At 41.3% G+C, this 13,946-nt stretch carries 14 protein-coding genes and 2 tRNA genes; 10 read left to right on the top strand and 6 right to left on the bottom strand.

Annotated features, from left to right (window positions below):
- On the bottom strand, positions 1-501 hold the full coding sequence (gene rfaE2 / locus ABDK00_RS09820; RefSeq protein ID WP_346239018.1) for a D-glycero-beta-D-manno-heptose 1-phosphate adenylyltransferase: 501 nt from the start codon (positions 499-501) through the stop codon (positions 1-3).
- Positions 491-1,480: a D-glycero-beta-D-manno-heptose-7-phosphate kinase gene (gene rfaE1 / locus ABDK00_RS09815; RefSeq protein ID WP_346239017.1), complete on the bottom strand. Its 990-nt coding sequence runs from the start codon at positions 1,478-1,480 to the stop codon at positions 491-493. The genes rfaE2 and rfaE1 overlap by 11 nt, the downstream gene beginning before the upstream one ends.
- A gap of 125 nt (positions 1,481-1,605) precedes the next feature.
- Here rfaE1 and ABDK00_RS09810 point away from each other — a divergent pair, with 125 nt between their 5' ends.
- Entirely contained in the window at positions 1,606-3,258 is a 1,653-nt protein-coding gene (locus ABDK00_RS09810; RefSeq protein ID WP_346239016.1) for a S41 family peptidase, read from the top strand.
- Here ABDK00_RS09810 and ABDK00_RS09805 read toward each other — a convergent pair.
- The 3 genes from ABDK00_RS09805 to ABDK00_RS09795 form a co-directional block, all read right to left on the bottom strand.
- Positions 3,255-3,443 (bottom strand): hypothetical protein, encoded by a 189-nt coding sequence (locus ABDK00_RS09805; protein ID WP_346239014.1) that lies wholly within the window; start codon positions 3,441-3,443, stop codon positions 3,255-3,257. The genes ABDK00_RS09810 and ABDK00_RS09805 overlap by 4 nt on opposite strands.
- 18 nt (positions 3,444-3,461) lie before the next feature.
- Positions 3,462-4,619 carry a M20 family metallopeptidase gene (locus ABDK00_RS09800; RefSeq protein ID WP_346239013.1) on the bottom strand — a complete coding sequence of 386 codons (1,158 nt, stop codon included), beginning with the start codon at positions 4,617-4,619 and terminating at the stop codon, positions 3,462-3,464.
- Between the two features lie 101 nt (positions 4,620-4,720).
- The gene (locus ABDK00_RS09795; protein ID WP_346239011.1) at positions 4,721-5,152 is read right to left on the bottom strand and encodes an SPOR domain-containing protein; all 432 of its coding nucleotides are present in this window, start codon (positions 5,150-5,152) and stop codon (positions 4,721-4,723) included.
- Between the two features lie 262 nt (positions 5,153-5,414).
- Between ABDK00_RS09795 and ABDK00_RS09790 the strand changes: the two genes are divergently transcribed.
- The 6 genes from ABDK00_RS09790 to ABDK00_RS09765 all read left to right on the top strand — a co-directional run bounded on the left by ABDK00_RS09790 (position 5,415) and on the right by ABDK00_RS09765 (position 8,963).
- Positions 5,415-5,636: a uroporphyrinogen decarboxylase gene (locus ABDK00_RS09790; protein ID WP_346239010.1), complete on the top strand. Its 222-nt coding sequence runs from the start codon at positions 5,415-5,417 to the stop codon at positions 5,634-5,636.
- 57 nt (positions 5,637-5,693) lie between these two features.
- A complete protein-coding gene (locus ABDK00_RS09785) occupies positions 5,694-6,731 on the top strand; it encodes a glycosyltransferase family 2 protein (RefSeq protein ID WP_346239009.1) in 1,038 nt (345 codons plus the stop codon).
- A 59-nt stretch (positions 6,732-6,790) separates the two neighbouring features.
- Positions 6,791-7,030 carry a hypothetical protein gene (locus ABDK00_RS09780; protein ID WP_346239008.1) on the top strand — a complete coding sequence of 80 codons (240 nt, stop codon included), beginning with the start codon at positions 6,791-6,793 and terminating at the stop codon, positions 7,028-7,030.
- Positions 7,031-7,119: 89 nt separating this feature from the next.
- A tRNA-Gly gene (locus ABDK00_RS09775) sits at positions 7,120-7,192 on the top strand.
- Between the two features lie 48 nt (positions 7,193-7,240).
- Positions 7,241-7,326 (top strand) — tRNA-Leu (locus ABDK00_RS09770).
- Between the two features lie 536 nt (positions 7,327-7,862).
- The gene (locus tag ABDK00_RS09765; protein ID WP_346239007.1) at positions 7,863-8,963 is read left to right on the top strand and encodes a tyrosine-type recombinase/integrase; all 1,101 of its coding nucleotides are present in this window, start codon (positions 7,863-7,865) and stop codon (positions 8,961-8,963) included.
- A 325-nt stretch (positions 8,964-9,288) separates the two neighbouring features.
- On the opposite strand, the gene ABDK00_RS09760 is transcribed toward ABDK00_RS09765, so the two are convergent.
- The gene (locus ABDK00_RS09760; protein WP_346239006.1) at positions 9,289-9,486 is read right to left on the bottom strand and encodes a hypothetical protein; all 198 of its coding nucleotides are present in this window, start codon (positions 9,484-9,486) and stop codon (positions 9,289-9,291) included.
- Positions 9,487-9,802: 316 nt separating this feature from the next.
- Between ABDK00_RS09760 and ABDK00_RS09755 the strand changes: the two genes are divergently transcribed.
- The 3 genes from ABDK00_RS09755 (at position 9,803) to ABDK00_RS09745 (ending at position 13,921) form a co-directional block, all read left to right on the top strand.
- Positions 9,803-10,477, top strand: coding sequence for a response regulator transcription factor (locus tag ABDK00_RS09755; RefSeq protein WP_346239005.1), 675 nt, complete (start codon positions 9,803-9,805; stop codon positions 10,475-10,477).
- The gene (locus tag ABDK00_RS09750) at positions 10,465-11,832 is read left to right on the top strand and encodes a HAMP domain-containing sensor histidine kinase (RefSeq protein WP_346239004.1); all 1,368 of its coding nucleotides are present in this window, start codon (positions 10,465-10,467) and stop codon (positions 11,830-11,832) included. The genes ABDK00_RS09755 and ABDK00_RS09750 overlap by 13 nt, the downstream gene beginning before the upstream one ends.
- A gap of 100 nt (positions 11,833-11,932) precedes the next feature.
- Positions 11,933-13,921 carry an LTA synthase family protein gene (locus tag ABDK00_RS09745; RefSeq protein WP_346239002.1) on the top strand — a complete coding sequence of 663 codons (1,989 nt, stop codon included), beginning with the start codon at positions 11,933-11,935 and terminating at the stop codon, positions 13,919-13,921.
- Positions 13,922-13,946 lie beyond the last annotated feature (25 nt).

The following is a 13,946-nucleotide window of genomic DNA, read 5'->3' as shown; positions in this document are numbered from 1 at the left end:
TTATAAATGCTCCTTTATTTTAGCCACGATATGGGTCGTCGAAAGTCCGTCAACAAAAGGCATAATTTTCACCTCGCCTCCATCAGCCAAAACCTCTTTGGCGCCCACAATGTTTTCAATGGTGTAATCGGCTGATTTTACAAGCACATCAGGCAACAAAGTTTGAATAAGGCGCAGCGGCGTATCTTCTTCAAAAAGAATAATCATATCGACAAAAGATAGAGCCGCTAAAAGCAGGGCGCGGTCGTTTTCCTGAACGACAGGCCGATGCGGCCCTTTTAATCTTTTCACAGATGCGTCGGCGTTCAAGCCAACGATCAGCCGGTCGCCGTGAGCGCGGGCGTTCATCAATGATTGTATATGGCCGGCGTGTAAAATATCGAAAACACCGTTGGTAAACACCACTTTGCTTTGGTCTTGCTTCCACCGATTCCGCCGCTCGACCGCATCAGCAAGCGATATGATTTTGGCGCGTACTTGTTTTTCTATATCAGGATTCATGAGCGTCCATTAAGGATAAAATTTCATCTAAAGTAACAGCTACGCTGCCTACGCGGCTGACAGCAATGGCGGCGGCATAGTTGGCAAGTTCGCAGGCCGTCTTCAGTTCGAAGCCCAGCGCTACAAAATAGCCCAGCGTTGCAAACACCGTATCTCCCGCGCCCGTTACATCAAAAACTTCTTTTGCCTTTACGGCAAAATGGTGCGCCGATTTTTTTGAAATCAGGGAAATGCCTTCTTCAGACCTGGTTACAACCAGGTGCTGCGCTTTTGTTTTGGAGAGCAATCTTTTTGCGGCAGCAATCAACACCTCTTCTGTGGTGATTTGCTCGCTAACAGTAGCTTCGGCCAATTCCCTTTTGTTGGGTTTGATCATCCACGCCCCTTTATATTTTTCATAGTGAAGGCCTTTGGGATCCACGATCAGTTTTTTGCCGGCGCCTTTACAGCGCTCAATGATTTCGGCGGTAACATTTTTCGTGAGCAATCCTTTATTATAATCAGAAAGCAGTACAATGTCAGCTGCTTGAATTTGCGCTTGGAGGCGGGAGAGGAGGCGCTGCTGAATGTCCTCATTAATCTCCGCGTTGGTCTCCCGGTCCACACGCAGCAATTGATGGGTGCCCGCCATGATGCGGGTTTTCAAGGTGCTGGGCCTGGTACTGTCTTCGATGATGGCGCGGGTGTCTATTTTTTCTTTTTTGAGTTGTTTCAGAATGACCGGTTGCATCGCATCCTTGCCCGTAACGCCGCTTAGCGATACATTTGCATGCAGTTTGGATAGATTTTGCGCTACGTTGGCTGCTCCGCCTAGGGTGATAGTTTCGTTTTTAACAGCCACTACCGGAACCGGCGCTTCAGGAGAAATGCGGCTGGCGGATCCCCAAACATAGCGATCGGCCATGATGTCGCCAATCACCAAAATTTTTGGCTTTTTTCCGGAACGGACACGCTCTAAAATTTCTTTCTTGTCGATCATATATCGGATATAGTTGCGCTAAAGTAAGCTTTTGTATATTTTTTTACAGAAAGATGATAACGAAGCCGCTAAGTATTTATGAAAACTGATGGGGGAATGATGTACCTTTAAAATAAAATCCGTATATGTTAACCAAAAAATGGGGTCTGGCATTGTTGTCTTTGCTTTTTATGATGATTTCCTGCGACCCTACAGATAATGTAGATATCAAACCTGAGCCTGAACCGGAACCGGAACCGCCGGCGCCGGTTGTAAAAACTTACCAGGAATTGCTCGCTGATTCCTTATATAAATATGCAAGGCAAATTTATTACTGGAATACGCTTATCCCGGATAGTTCAGTATTCAAACCGTTAAGCTTTGTAAGGCCTGATACTATGCAGGGGCTGGAAAATGAACTGCTGGCAATTACATCAACCAACTCGTTTGAGCCCTACACTTATACCGTTAACGGCGCGACGATCACGGATAGCAAATACTCTTATCTGGCCTTAACCTCTGACCTTTATGGAGGTGGTGCAACCAGCGTTATTTCAAATCAGCATCAGGTCAGGCAACTTAAGATGACCTTGGATGGGAAAGAAAATGAACTTGGGTTTACCATTGGGTTTGCGCGCGTTTCTTATTTGCGCGGAACGCCGAGGGAAATGCCTACGGCGCCTCAGGATAGTGTTATCGCTTTGGTGCGCATTGTTACAAAAGGCTCGCCAGCGTGGGATGCGGGCGTTAGGCGAGGCGATTTAATTTCAAAGTTCAATGGTAACAAATATGCCTATCCCACCGACCTCAACCAAATCAGCAATGCTATAAATGGAAATAGTTTGGTATTATCTGTTTTTGATCCGGCGAGCAAAGTCGAAACAGACCGGTCTTTTACTAAAGCCGTCTACACGTTTAATCCGGTTTATAAAGATACACTTATAACAGTCGGCGCAAAAAAGATTGCCTATGTCGCATACAAATCTTTTACTGTGGGAACAAATACTGAACCTGCCCTGGAAGCTGCTTTTAATAAATTCGATAACGCCACAGACTTAGTGGTTGATTTGCGATACAATGGCGGTGGTTACGTAAGCTCGGCAGCTTATTTTGCAAATGCGATTTTACCGACAAGCGCTAACGGAGGCGTATTATTTAAAGAAATTTATAATGCCACGATGCAGAACAAGCAGGCTACGCTTCTGAGCCAGCAACCTGTTTATCTTAATAATGTTAAACAATCTTACAGTTATTTCGACATTGATTATTCTGAAGCAGCAAACACGGAAAAAATTTCAAAAGAAGGAAATTTTAACAGCAGCGGAAATATAACTACTGTTTATTTTATCGTGAGCAGCAATACAGCATCTGCTAGCGAATTGTTGATTAATAGCGTTAAGCCGTATTTCAATGATGTACATTTAATCAATGCACCGTTTTCTGCCAGTGACAATCCCAATTTTACGTATGGTAAACCCATCGGATTCTTTGAGATTCGTTTAGGAAAGTATAGCATTTATATGTCCAATTTCGAATCTAAAAATAAAAATAATGAGGGCGGTTATTACGACGGAATGGCGACTCACACTACAGCCAACGATGATATAAAATACGATTTGGGAAATCCTTCCGAAGCGGCTTTTCTGGCTGCTATCAGGCGTATTACTGGTAACAGCGGCTATCAACCGGCCACGTCTTCGGTAGCGCGTTCTGTATATCGTTCTTCCTCGCTCGGCGTTGACGCCATCGGCGAGCCGACCAAAATTTTTGACATGGTTAGAACACCTGGCATCCACTAGCGATTTTCTAGCGAAGAATCGCGTAGCTCCATCGAAGGCGGGTTATCTTTTATTTTCGGATCTCTTGTATTCCGATCGGGCAACGCGTCTTTAGCTGCCGGGGTTTTCTGCGGTTTACTGCAATGGCAACAGGAAGCTAATGTCAGGGATAGCGCAAGTATCAGGAAAAATTGGAACAATTTCATTTTTATTATTTTAATCACCTAATCAAACTCAACCGAAGCGCCCAGCCAGGCCATCATGCCCATGCCGGTTTCAATTGCGGCCTCGTCAATATCGAAATCAGGCGTATGCACATTCCGGATATTTTGCGGATCCTGCATCACGCCGAGCCGATAAAAACAACCGGGAATTTCCTGGGTGTAATATCCAAAATCCTCCGCGCCCATACGAATTTCTGTTTCTTTTACAAAGTCGGTTCCCATGTAGCGAATCGCGTTTTCAGTGGCTAATGCCGTCAGTGCTTCGTTATTAAAGACATTGGGGTAACCTACGTCTATATGTAAATCCAGGTCGCCGCCCATGGAGCTTACCAGGTTTTGAGAAATGGTTTTGATGATTTCATGCGCTTCAAATCTCCAGGTTTCGTCCATAGCTCTGAAGGTCCCCATCAGCTTCACTTCACCCGGAATGACGTTGGTAGTAGATCCTCCGCTGATAGCCGTGATAGAAAGTACCGACGGGTCTAAAGGATTTTTTCGGCGGCTAATCACCTGTTGCAGCGCGATCACCAGGTGAGATGCAATGACAATAGGGTCGATACAGGATTGGGGGGCAGCAGCGTGACCGCCCTTGCCCCTGATGGTAAAATACAACTCGTCAGCGCTGGCCATGATTTTGCCCGGGCGGAAACTGACCTGCCCCGTTGGCAACGCGGGATGCACATGCAATCCAAAAATCGCATCGGGCCTTGGATTGGTCAACACCCCTTCTTCGATCAACAAGCTTGCGCCGCCGGGGTTTTTTTCCTCGCCCGGCTGAAAGATCAATTTTATAGTCCCTTCCCATTCGCTTTTGAGTTCGTTGAGAATTTTGGCCGCACCCAGCAGGCAACTGGTATGCACATCATGCCCACAGGCATGCATCACGCCTTCTTTGGTTGATTTATAGGGAACATCATTGGCTTCCACGATCGGAAGCGCATCCATATCGGCTCTTAAAGCGATTGTTTTTTTATGAGGATGATGGCCTTGGATGAGGCCCACAACGCCGGTTTCGGCCTTTATTTCAAAGGGAATACCAAGCGCCGCCAAATGGCGCTGTACAAATACCGAAGTTTGAAATTCCTGGTAGCTCAATTCCGGATGCGCATGCAAATGGCGTCTTACTGCTATAAATTCAGGTGCGTATTTTTTCGCCAACGATCGTATTTTCTCAACCATCAGACAAACCTACTGAAAATTTTAATCCGCCGCCGGATCCAATCAGGAGAAACCGGGTAACAGCTGGATGTCGAACAGCATTAATCGAGCGAATCAAGATCTTCCGGTTTTACTTCCACCACATCATTCATAATAAAAATGCTGCCGGGAAACATAGAAGAAAGTCTTTTTTGATAAGATTGCGCGTCGTTGCGCGAGGTAAAATTACCTGCCTTCACTTTGTAGTAAGGCGCCTGGTACCACATATAAGCTTTCAGTTCGGGAAAATTAGATAATATCTTGGTGCGGGCCGCAATAGCTTCTGCCCGGTTGTTGCTGCTGATAACAAGGAGCCTGTAACCTTTAGCTGTGCGGCGTTTCGCGGTGTTCCGGGTAGAAAGGTCATTCGCTTCAGCCTGCTTTTTTAATAAAATTTCAATCCGCGGATCTTTATACACTTTAACGGTCGACACGCTTTGCGCCGATAATCCGAACGCGAAGAAAATAAATACTGCTGTGAATAGGCTTTTCATCCGATATCTTTTTATGTTTTTAGGAGTCGCATGAAACTTATCAGGTATAAAATTTTAATTCCTTTTGAAAAACCAAAAAATTATAAGAAACGTTTCATCTCGACATTTACTATTTGCCTGGCTTTGGTAGCGCGTCTTCAACGCTACTTTAATCGCGCCGGTCTTAATAATTTTAAATTAGTATTTTGTAGATTGCTTTTACGACGCAAACGTTGCGCCAAAATTAGCAAACCGCTTCAAATTGACCTTCAAAAGATTTTATATGTTAGAAATTGTGGATATCGTGGGTTATTCGGCAACCTTACTATTGGTTGTTTCCTTTTTGCCGCGCCAAATGACCAAGGTTCGCATTTTAAATTTCTTTGCCTGCATTATTTTTATCATTTATGGTGTGATGCTGGGGCTGAAATGGCCCATTATCATTAGCAATGCAGTGATTGCCGTCATTCAGTTGTATCATCTTTTTATAAAAGAAAAACGCTGAACGCTAAAGGAATATAAAGGCTGCAAGAGGGCATATTCCTATTTTTGCGGTTTTAGAATGATGCATTCTTCAGTAGCTATAGTGATTTTAAACTGGAACGGTAGGCGATACCTCGAGGACTTTTTGCCTTACCTGGTGTTGTCCACCTATGCAAACTACAGCATCATAGTAGCTGACAACGGATCGACCGATGATTCTGTTTTATTTTTAAAGGATCGCTATCCCGATATTGACATCATACGCCTGGATAAAAACTACGGATTTGCCACTGGTTATAATTTAGCCTTGCGGCAGGTGCAAGCAGATTACTACCTATTACTCAATTCGGATGTTCAGGTAAGACCAAACTGGATAGAACCGATGGTGGCGTTGTTGGAGAAGAATTTGGAGATCGCCGCCTGCCAGCCCAAAGTATTATCCTACGGCCAGTCCGAATATTTTGAATATGCGGGTGCGGCAGGGGGATGGATCGATCATTTCGGTTATCCCTTTGCGCGGGGAAGGGTTTTTGATGTGTCGGAAAAAGATACCGGTCAATACGATGAGGAAGTGCCTGTGTTTTGGGCTACGGGCGCCGCCCTTTTTATCAGGTCGGCGGTTTTTCATGAGGCCGGTGGATTTGATAATTACTTTTTTGCACACCAGGAAGAAATTGATCTCTGCTGGCGGATACAGTTGTTGGGATATCAAATTTATAGTTGTCCTGCTTCGGTTGTATATCATGTGGGAGGAGGCACGTTGCCCAAGGGAAATTCTTTAAAGACTTACCTGAATTTCAGGAACAATAATATAATGATCTATAAAAACATGCGGGGCATACGGCGTCCGTATGTTTTAATGATAAGGGCTTTGCTGGATTTTGTGTCGGCAGTCAAAAGTTTGTTCAAAGGTGATGGGGGTTATTTTGTAGCCGTGTTCAGCGCCCATTTATCGTTTATGAAATGGATGGTTTGGGATCGCAAAAAAAGTGTATTCCCAAAAAAGAAATCGGCGTCGTTGCAGGGTTACTTACAAAAGAATATTGCATGGGAGCATTTTGTAAAAGGGAAAACAAAATGGTCGGAGATTGTAGAAGAGAATGGTTCAAAAAAATGAAACGATAAGTATCTTTAATTAAACCCGTTTCCTTTATTTTTGCAGGACAATTTTATGACATGGAACCACTTGATGTAGAAAAAATAAAAGAACAGGAATACCAGGAAAGTTTAAAAAATTACGAGAAGAAAGATTTTGGCCAAAGCTGGGTAAGGGCGTCTGCTTATATATTTTATTTAAGTATTGCATGTTTCTTTTTGATGACCTGGGGCGGTTGTTACCGTCTTTATACCAAGAAGTTTGAGAAGCCGCAGGTTCAGATTCAGGAAAGTTCTCTATACACTCCGAAATACAAATAATTTTTTAAAAATTATTTTGACGTACAATCAAATCCCCTTATTTTTGCATCCCCTTTCGGACGAAAGGTTTTCAAAAAAAGTTCTTTAAAGCGGAAGTAGCTCATTTGGTAGAGCACGACCTTGCCAAGGTCGGGGTGGCCGGTTCGAGCCCGGTCTTCCGCTCTAAAAAATCCTCTCTTCAGAGAGGATTTTTTTTGACGAGTTCCGTCAGCCCTGGTGGTGGAATTGGTAGACACGCAGGACTTAAAATCCTGTGGGCAGCAATGTCCGTGCGGGTTCAAGTCCCGCCTGGGGCACAAAAAAAGCCTTGTAATCAATTGATTTACAAGGCTTTTTGATTTTGCTCGTGTCAGATTTGTGTCAGTTTTTTACGCTTTCTCCCACATTTTTTGACACAAAAAAGACACATGAAAATGGGCAAAATGACACACGGGCCTACAGACCCCAAATTTTTGAAAAAATTTTCGGTAATCCAACCCCCGTCTGCAATCCAGACAAAAAAAATCAAAAATCTGACACACGCAGCCGTCGGCACGCAACAAGATCAACACCGGCACAGTAATTTTAGACACACGCTACGACACGCAGCCCTCAAATTTCTGACACACCATTTAGCAGGACTTTACGACCGTACAAGCCTGTCTGAATGTCAATACAGCACTGGGTTTGAAAGATTTTGCAATATTTTAAATGTGAGCATTTTGCTCTGTTTTTACCACAATTTTCCGGTAGTATGTTTAACGTTACTCCACCGGGACTGCAAGTATGTATTTCAAAAACTGGCGGCACAGACATTGCTGTCACATTGTTTCACCTTTAAAAACGTGCAGCCATGAATTTTTTGAAAAGATTAAGTAAAAACGGTGAGAAGATTACTTTTTATTATGATTTTGGACGGGGGCGCGGGCAGCGTCCGAGTACCGGGATCTTCGTTTATGTAAAACCTCAAAGCCCCGAAGAAAAAAGACACAATAAAGAAGCGCTTGCATTGCTTAAAGTAAAAGCATCCGAAGCCATTATTGAAAAGCAGGCCATAGGTACACCATTTATGCCTACCCATAAATTCAAAGAAAACTTTTATGAGTATTTTACCGACTATGTAAAAAAGCATAAGCGACCCGGCAACCGCCATCTCCAGGGGGCTTTGAAACATTTTAAGGATTTTGTGGGCAAGGATATTGTTCATCCTTCTGCCATTACAGAAAATCTATGTATCAGTTTTCGAAGGTATCTCCTCGATCACTTCAATGGTGAGACTCCAGCAGATTATTTTTCTGAGTTTAGACGCGTGTTGCAGGCTGCTACATCAGATCGATATTTTCGGGTAAGTCCGGCGGAAAAGGTCTTTTCAAAAAGAAACCCTTCAACACAACTTAAGGATTTTTTGGAAGCTGAGGAATACCTGGAGCTTATGGATACCCCATGTCCAAACGAGCAGGTTCAATTGGCGTTTATGTTTGCATGCTATACCGGACTACGATGGGTGGATATTGAAATGATAAAGTGGTCAGATATTCAGGATAATAAAGTGACGACAAGAATTATTCAGCAAAAGACCGGTCGGCCGGTTGTACTAACTTTACATCCAGTTGCTCTGGCTATTGTAAAGAAGATGCATTTCCTGACCTATTTTGAAGCGTGCGACAAGTTTATGTTTCGGCTTCCTTCCCGACGAACCGTGGGCGTAGTGATGGATAAGTGGGTAGCCAGGACCTCTATAAAAAAACATATACGTCCATCGAGTGCCCGTCTTACTTTTTCAATTTTGTTGCAGGATAAACTGGTCGATGATGCAACCGTCGCCTCATTATTAGGACACACAACAACGGAACAGGTTCGTAAAATTTACAAGCGACATCGTCCGAAAAACGCAGAAGCGACTATTTCTCAATTGCCTACTCCTAAAAATCTTCCCTATTATTTAGAAGTATAAGGTAGCACCATACAGTTAAAAGGCGATGTATTTTCATCGCCTTTATTTAATATTGTTTGAGGGAAGATTGTATGTTGCCATTATTCAAAGTGCCCTCTTTGGTATGAACCATTAATGTTTTTGGCTATCTCAAACACGTTACAATCTGTTTGCGCATCAAATTTCTGCCTTAAAAAGAGTTTAAAGCAAATGGCATTATAATTATTACCAAATTGCCTTAATGCTAACCAATTCTTTAATTTATTACTAGCAACTCGATTAAGATCTTAACCTAACCTCCATCAATATGAAATTCAGGTTTTAAATCGAACGGCCGATTCTAAAACTACCCCTCAAGCATTTTATCCAAATCATCTTTTCTAAAATATCCGCTTTGAGTTTTGAAAATGAGATGTTCCTCACATTTCTTAGCAAACTGGGTTCTTCCTAAATTACAATAAATTAAAGCTTCTTCAGGTTTAAGAAAAGGTTTGAAACAAATGGAAATGGCTCTCATTGTTATTAAATCATCTTTTTTTATCATAGCATACTTTTAAAGAAGTCAAGTTAATTATCAATAAAATTTATATTAATCTATGGCGCTGATATAACGCGTTTGGCCGGGACAGCCTCTTAATTCAGTTGTAATTGGAAGCAAGTAAGAGTCCTACTACATTTTAACTTGGGTGCAGCACTAATCAATACGCGTCGAGAAAATTTTCACTTTTGTTTCAAAAATGTCCGTGAATTTTTGGATGTACGCAAGGGTTCGACAAAATTTTTTCTCTTACATCTTGAATTTTTGTGTTCAGAATTTCTTCGAAGTTGAACTTTACCTTTGTTAATAAAGAAATGACTATATGAAAGTCCTGATAATAGAAGATGAAAAAGAACTCTCAAAAAGCATTGTCGAATATCTTTCAGAAGAAAACTATTTGTGTGAAGTCGCTTCCACTCACAAAGAAGCGATGAAGAAGATAGGTATATTCAATTATGATTGCATATTATTAGATATCACATTACCCGACGGGAATGGGTTGAAACTTTTGGAAGAGCTGACAAATGAAAATAAGCAAGATGGCGTCATTATCATTTCAGCAAAAAACTCCATTGATGATAAAATAAAAGGCCTACAGCTCGGGGCAGATGACTACCTTACCAAACCCTTCCATTTGTCGGAACTCACTGCCCGAATCTTTTCGCTTATCCGAAGAAAGCAGTTTAACAACGCTAATAAGATCAAACAAGACGAACTCGAAATAGATCTTTTGGCAAAAACGGTTGTCGTGAACAGTAATCCCGTTGCACTTACGAAAAAAGAATTCGATTTGCTGATTTATTTCATCGGCAATAAAAACCGCGTATTGTCGAAAAGTACCTTGGCAGAGCATCTTTCAGGAGACTTTGCTGATATGCTCGATAATCACGATTTTGTCTACGCCCATGTTAAAAATTTGAAAAAAAAGCTAAGTGAGGCGGGATGTGAACCCTATCTAAAAACCGTTTACGGTACAGGCTATAAATGGAAAGGATGAAAAATCTACTTCAAAAGTCGCTCAGACAACTTACCATCTTTGCATTTGTTGTATTTGCATTGAGCGTTCCGTCATACTTTCTGCTGGTGGATTGGATTTGGCTAAAAGAGCTCGATGAAAATAATGAGCTAATTGCGCAAAGGATAGAAAACGAATTTAACGATCAGCATATTAGTAGCGAAAAAATAGCTGAAAGTATTAAGTTTTGGAATGAAATACAACCGCTGAGTAACATACAACATATTAATCAGCCATTGCAAAAGGCTGAAAGGTACACCATAAGAAAGAAAAACAGATATACTTCCAGAAATATGGGTAATCGCTTTCGCGATACAAACAAACGTTGGCCATCCGATATTCCTTATAAAGATTTTGACGGCATTGACCGTTTCCGGGTGCTTAAAACTAACATAAGAATTAATGACAGAAATTATAAACTGACTGTTGAAACCAATGTAGAGGAAACGGAAGAAACCGTTGCTTATATTGCGATGGTTACCCTGTTGTTTTTTCTAATTTTAGTGGTTGGCTTTTGGATTTTGAACAGGCGACTTTCTAAAAGCTTATGGCATCCGTTTCAGGACACTTTGCAGAAACTAAAGTTATTTCAATTAAGTAGTCAACAGGTAATAAAATTTCAGAAAACCGATACCCTTGAGTTTGCCGAACTAAACGCAACCCTTGACAAGCTGCTTCAGCATAGCATTGCTACTTTTAAAAGTCAAAGAGAATTTACTGAAAACGCTTCACACGAACTGCAAACACCTTTAGCTGTTCTAAAAAGCAAGTTGGATATATTGCTGCAAAGTAATGACCTGACTGAAAGGCAATACCATATAGCGGAAGAGATGAACAAGGCCTTAACAAGAGGCTCGCGCATTAATAAAAATCTTTTATTGCTTGCGAAGATTGAAAACAATCAATTTGATAGTACAGGGTTTATCAGGTTTGACACTTTGCTCTTGCTAAGTATCGATGGGCTTCAAGAATATTTTAAAGAAAAAAAGCTGGATGTTTGTTTCGATATTCAACCTGAGGTTGCAGTAAAAGGCAATAGTGGGCTAACTGAAGTACTCATCAATAACCTTTTAATTAACGCCATTCGCCATACATCCGAAGGGGGTATCATAAAAATTGTATTATCCAATTCAGACTTTAAAATTATCAATTCGGGGAAAAATGCACTTGACCAGAATTTGCTATTTAAAAGATTTTCAAAAATATCTGCCGATTCTAGCGGGAACGGATTAGGCCTATCTATCGTTCAGGAAATATGTAAGCTTCACCAATGGCAGGTAGCATACAACTTTGAAAATGGGATGCATATTTTTTTAGTAGTTTTTAGATCCAAATAACCGTTCCATATTCTCAGCTCTTAACAAAACATCGCGCCCCCTTCAAATTCTAAATTTCTTCTAAATCCTTCCCGTATTTTACTGCTTATAACGCAAAAAAATGAGAAGTTGGAAGAAATTGCCGGAAATATTTAGCAGGCCTCTAAACGGCCGATTTGCTATTTGGTTTGCTCTTTTGGGATTATATATTGTAATCTCATTTACCACAAGAATTATTTTTCTTATTTGGGCGGCAAAAGATCTTGACTTCAATTTTATTTACATTGTCAGGGCATTCTTTACAGGCTTTGGGTTTGATATCACAACCGGGCTGTCATTTCTTTTACTATATACCATTTATCTTTTGCTTTTTCCTAAAAGGTGGATTGGCACATGGGCGGATAGGATTATTACCTACTTCTATGTTTCTGTAATTCTACTTCTTATTTTTTTCAGCTGGATTGCGGAATTTCCGTTTTGGGATGAGTTTGGAGTGAGGTTCAATTTTATAGCCGTTGACTACCTAATATATACCTACGAAGTTATCTCCAATATCAACGAATCTTATCCGTTGCCATTAATCATTGCAGTTCTAATCGGTTTAGTAATTGGTGCCTTTGTTTTGCTAAATAAGACAGGCATTTTGAAAAATACGTTTTCAGACAAGCGACCTATCCGCGTTAGGGCAGTTTACGTGATTCCGATGTTAACAGTTTCGTTGATGCTATTGCGCACAATGAAAAACAAACAGGCTGATTTCAGTAATAATTTAGTAGTAAACGAATTGGGCAAAAACGGCGTGTTTTCATTCTTTGCTGCATTTAGGTCTAACGAACTGGATTACGATATGTTCTACCCTAAGCTAAAAGATGAGGAAGCCTATACCATATTGAAGAAAATGCTATTACAAGAAAATCAGCGGTATGCTTCCGCACAATGGTACAATATCAGCCGGATAACAAAAGGTGCAGATGAGATAAGGCCTAATATCATCCTGGTAGCAATAGAAAGCTTTAGTGGAGATTTTCTGAAAGCGTTTGGCAATAAAGACAACCTTACACCTTACTATGACAGCCTTACTAACAAAAGCATTTTCTTTACTAATCTTTATGCGACCGGAACGAGAACCGTAAGAGGAATGGAGGCGCTTACCCTTTGTGTTCCACCAACGCCAGGTAACAGTATTGTGAGAAGGCCTCACAACGACCATATTTTTTCTATAGCAACGATACTTAAACAGAAAGGTTATCATTCCTATTTCATTTACGGTGGTGATGGTTATTTTGATAACATGAATAACTTTTTCGCTGGACAGGGCTTTGACATTGTCGACCGGGATAGGGGAAATCCTTTATCCGATCCAATTGGCACACACAGGTACAACATTCCCGACAACGAAGTGCATTTTGAAAATGCCTGGGGCGTATGTGACGAGGATCTTTACAGGCAATCGATAAAATACGCCGACAAAGGTTTTGAAGAGCGTCGGCCGTTTTTTGAATTTGTAATGACCACTTCTAACCACAAACCTTACACATTTCCCGATGGAGCCATCAACCTTCCGAAGGGAAACAGAAATGCTGCTGTAAAATATACTGACTATGCGTTGGGAAAATTCATTGCTGAAGCTCAAAAAAAAACCTGGTTCAAGAATACCGTTTTTGTAATCGTAGCCGATCATTGCGCGAGTAGTGCAGGTAAATGGGAAATTAATATAGATAAGCACCATATTCCGGCGATAATTTACAACCTCCCCTGTAAGCCGCAAAAGATAAACAGACTAGTATCACAAATTGATTTGATGCCGACAGTATTTGGATATTTGAATTGGAGTTACAATACAGTGCTGTACGGGGAGGATATTAACCAAACGGGGCGCGGAAAGGAGCGCGCTTTTATTGCCAATTACCGTACACTTGGTTTGTTAAAAGGAAATACTTTTACCCAAATGAACGACCGTAAAATGGTACAGCAGTTTAAAGTGTCTGAAAAAGATAAAGCTCTGTCCGAAATCAAGAATCCCAATAAAGTGGAGACATCGGAAGCCATCGCCTATTACCAAACCGCTAGTGAGCGGTTTAAAAGTGGAAAGATGAAAATGACTCATTAAAGATTATTGTGTACCTTGTCGATCT

The organism is Niabella insulisoli, assembly GCF_039652435.2.
Taxonomy (GTDB): Bacteria; Bacteroidota; Bacteroidia; order Chitinophagales; family Chitinophagaceae; genus Niabella; species Niabella insulamsoli.
The sequence above is the reverse complement of the archived record's forward strand: the minus strand, read 5'-3'. Positions and strand labels throughout refer to the sequence as shown.

What these genes read in the sequence shown, in the direction of transcription:
- ABDK00_RS09765 (WP_346239007.1), top strand. Translation starts at nt 7,863, where the DNA reads ATGAATTTTTTGAAAAGATTAAGTAAAAACGGTGAGAAGATTACTTTT.
- ABDK00_RS09785 (WP_346239009.1), top strand. Translation starts at nt 5,694, where the DNA reads ATGATGCATTCTTCAGTAGCTATAGTGATTTTAAACTGGAACGGTAGG.
- rfaE2 (WP_346239018.1), bottom strand. Translation starts at nt 501, where the DNA reads ATGAATCCTGATATAGAAAAACAAGTACGCGCCAAAATCATATCGCTT.
- ABDK00_RS09755 (WP_346239005.1), top strand. Translation starts at nt 9,803, where the DNA reads ATGAAAGTCCTGATAATAGAAGATGAAAAAGAACTCTCAAAAAGCATT.
- ABDK00_RS09805 (WP_346239014.1), bottom strand. Translation starts at nt 3,443, where the DNA reads ATGAAATTGTTCCAATTTTTCCTGATACTTGCGCTATCCCTGACATTA.
- ABDK00_RS09760 (WP_346239006.1), bottom strand. Translation starts at nt 9,486, where the DNA reads ATGATAAAAAAAGATGATTTAATAACAATGAGAGCCATTTCCATTTGT.
- ABDK00_RS09790 (WP_346239010.1), top strand. Translation starts at nt 5,415, where the DNA reads ATGTTAGAAATTGTGGATATCGTGGGTTATTCGGCAACCTTACTATTG.
- ABDK00_RS09780 (WP_346239008.1), top strand. Translation starts at nt 6,791, where the DNA reads ATGGAACCACTTGATGTAGAAAAAATAAAAGAACAGGAATACCAGGAA.
- ABDK00_RS09745 (WP_346239002.1), top strand. Translation starts at nt 11,933, where the DNA reads ATGAGAAGTTGGAAGAAATTGCCGGAAATATTTAGCAGGCCTCTAAAC.
- ABDK00_RS09795 (WP_346239011.1), bottom strand. Translation starts at nt 5,152, where the DNA reads ATGAAAAGCCTATTCACAGCAGTATTTATTTTCTTCGCGTTCGGATTA.
- rfaE1 (WP_346239017.1), bottom strand. Translation starts at nt 1,480, where the DNA reads ATGATCGACAAGAAAGAAATTTTAGAGCGTGTCCGTTCCGGAAAAAAG.
- ABDK00_RS09750 (WP_346239004.1), top strand. Translation starts at nt 10,465, where the DNA reads ATGGAAAGGATGAAAAATCTACTTCAAAAGTCGCTCAGACAACTTACC.
- ABDK00_RS09810 (WP_346239016.1), top strand. Translation starts at nt 1,606, where the DNA reads ATGTTAACCAAAAAATGGGGTCTGGCATTGTTGTCTTTGCTTTTTATG.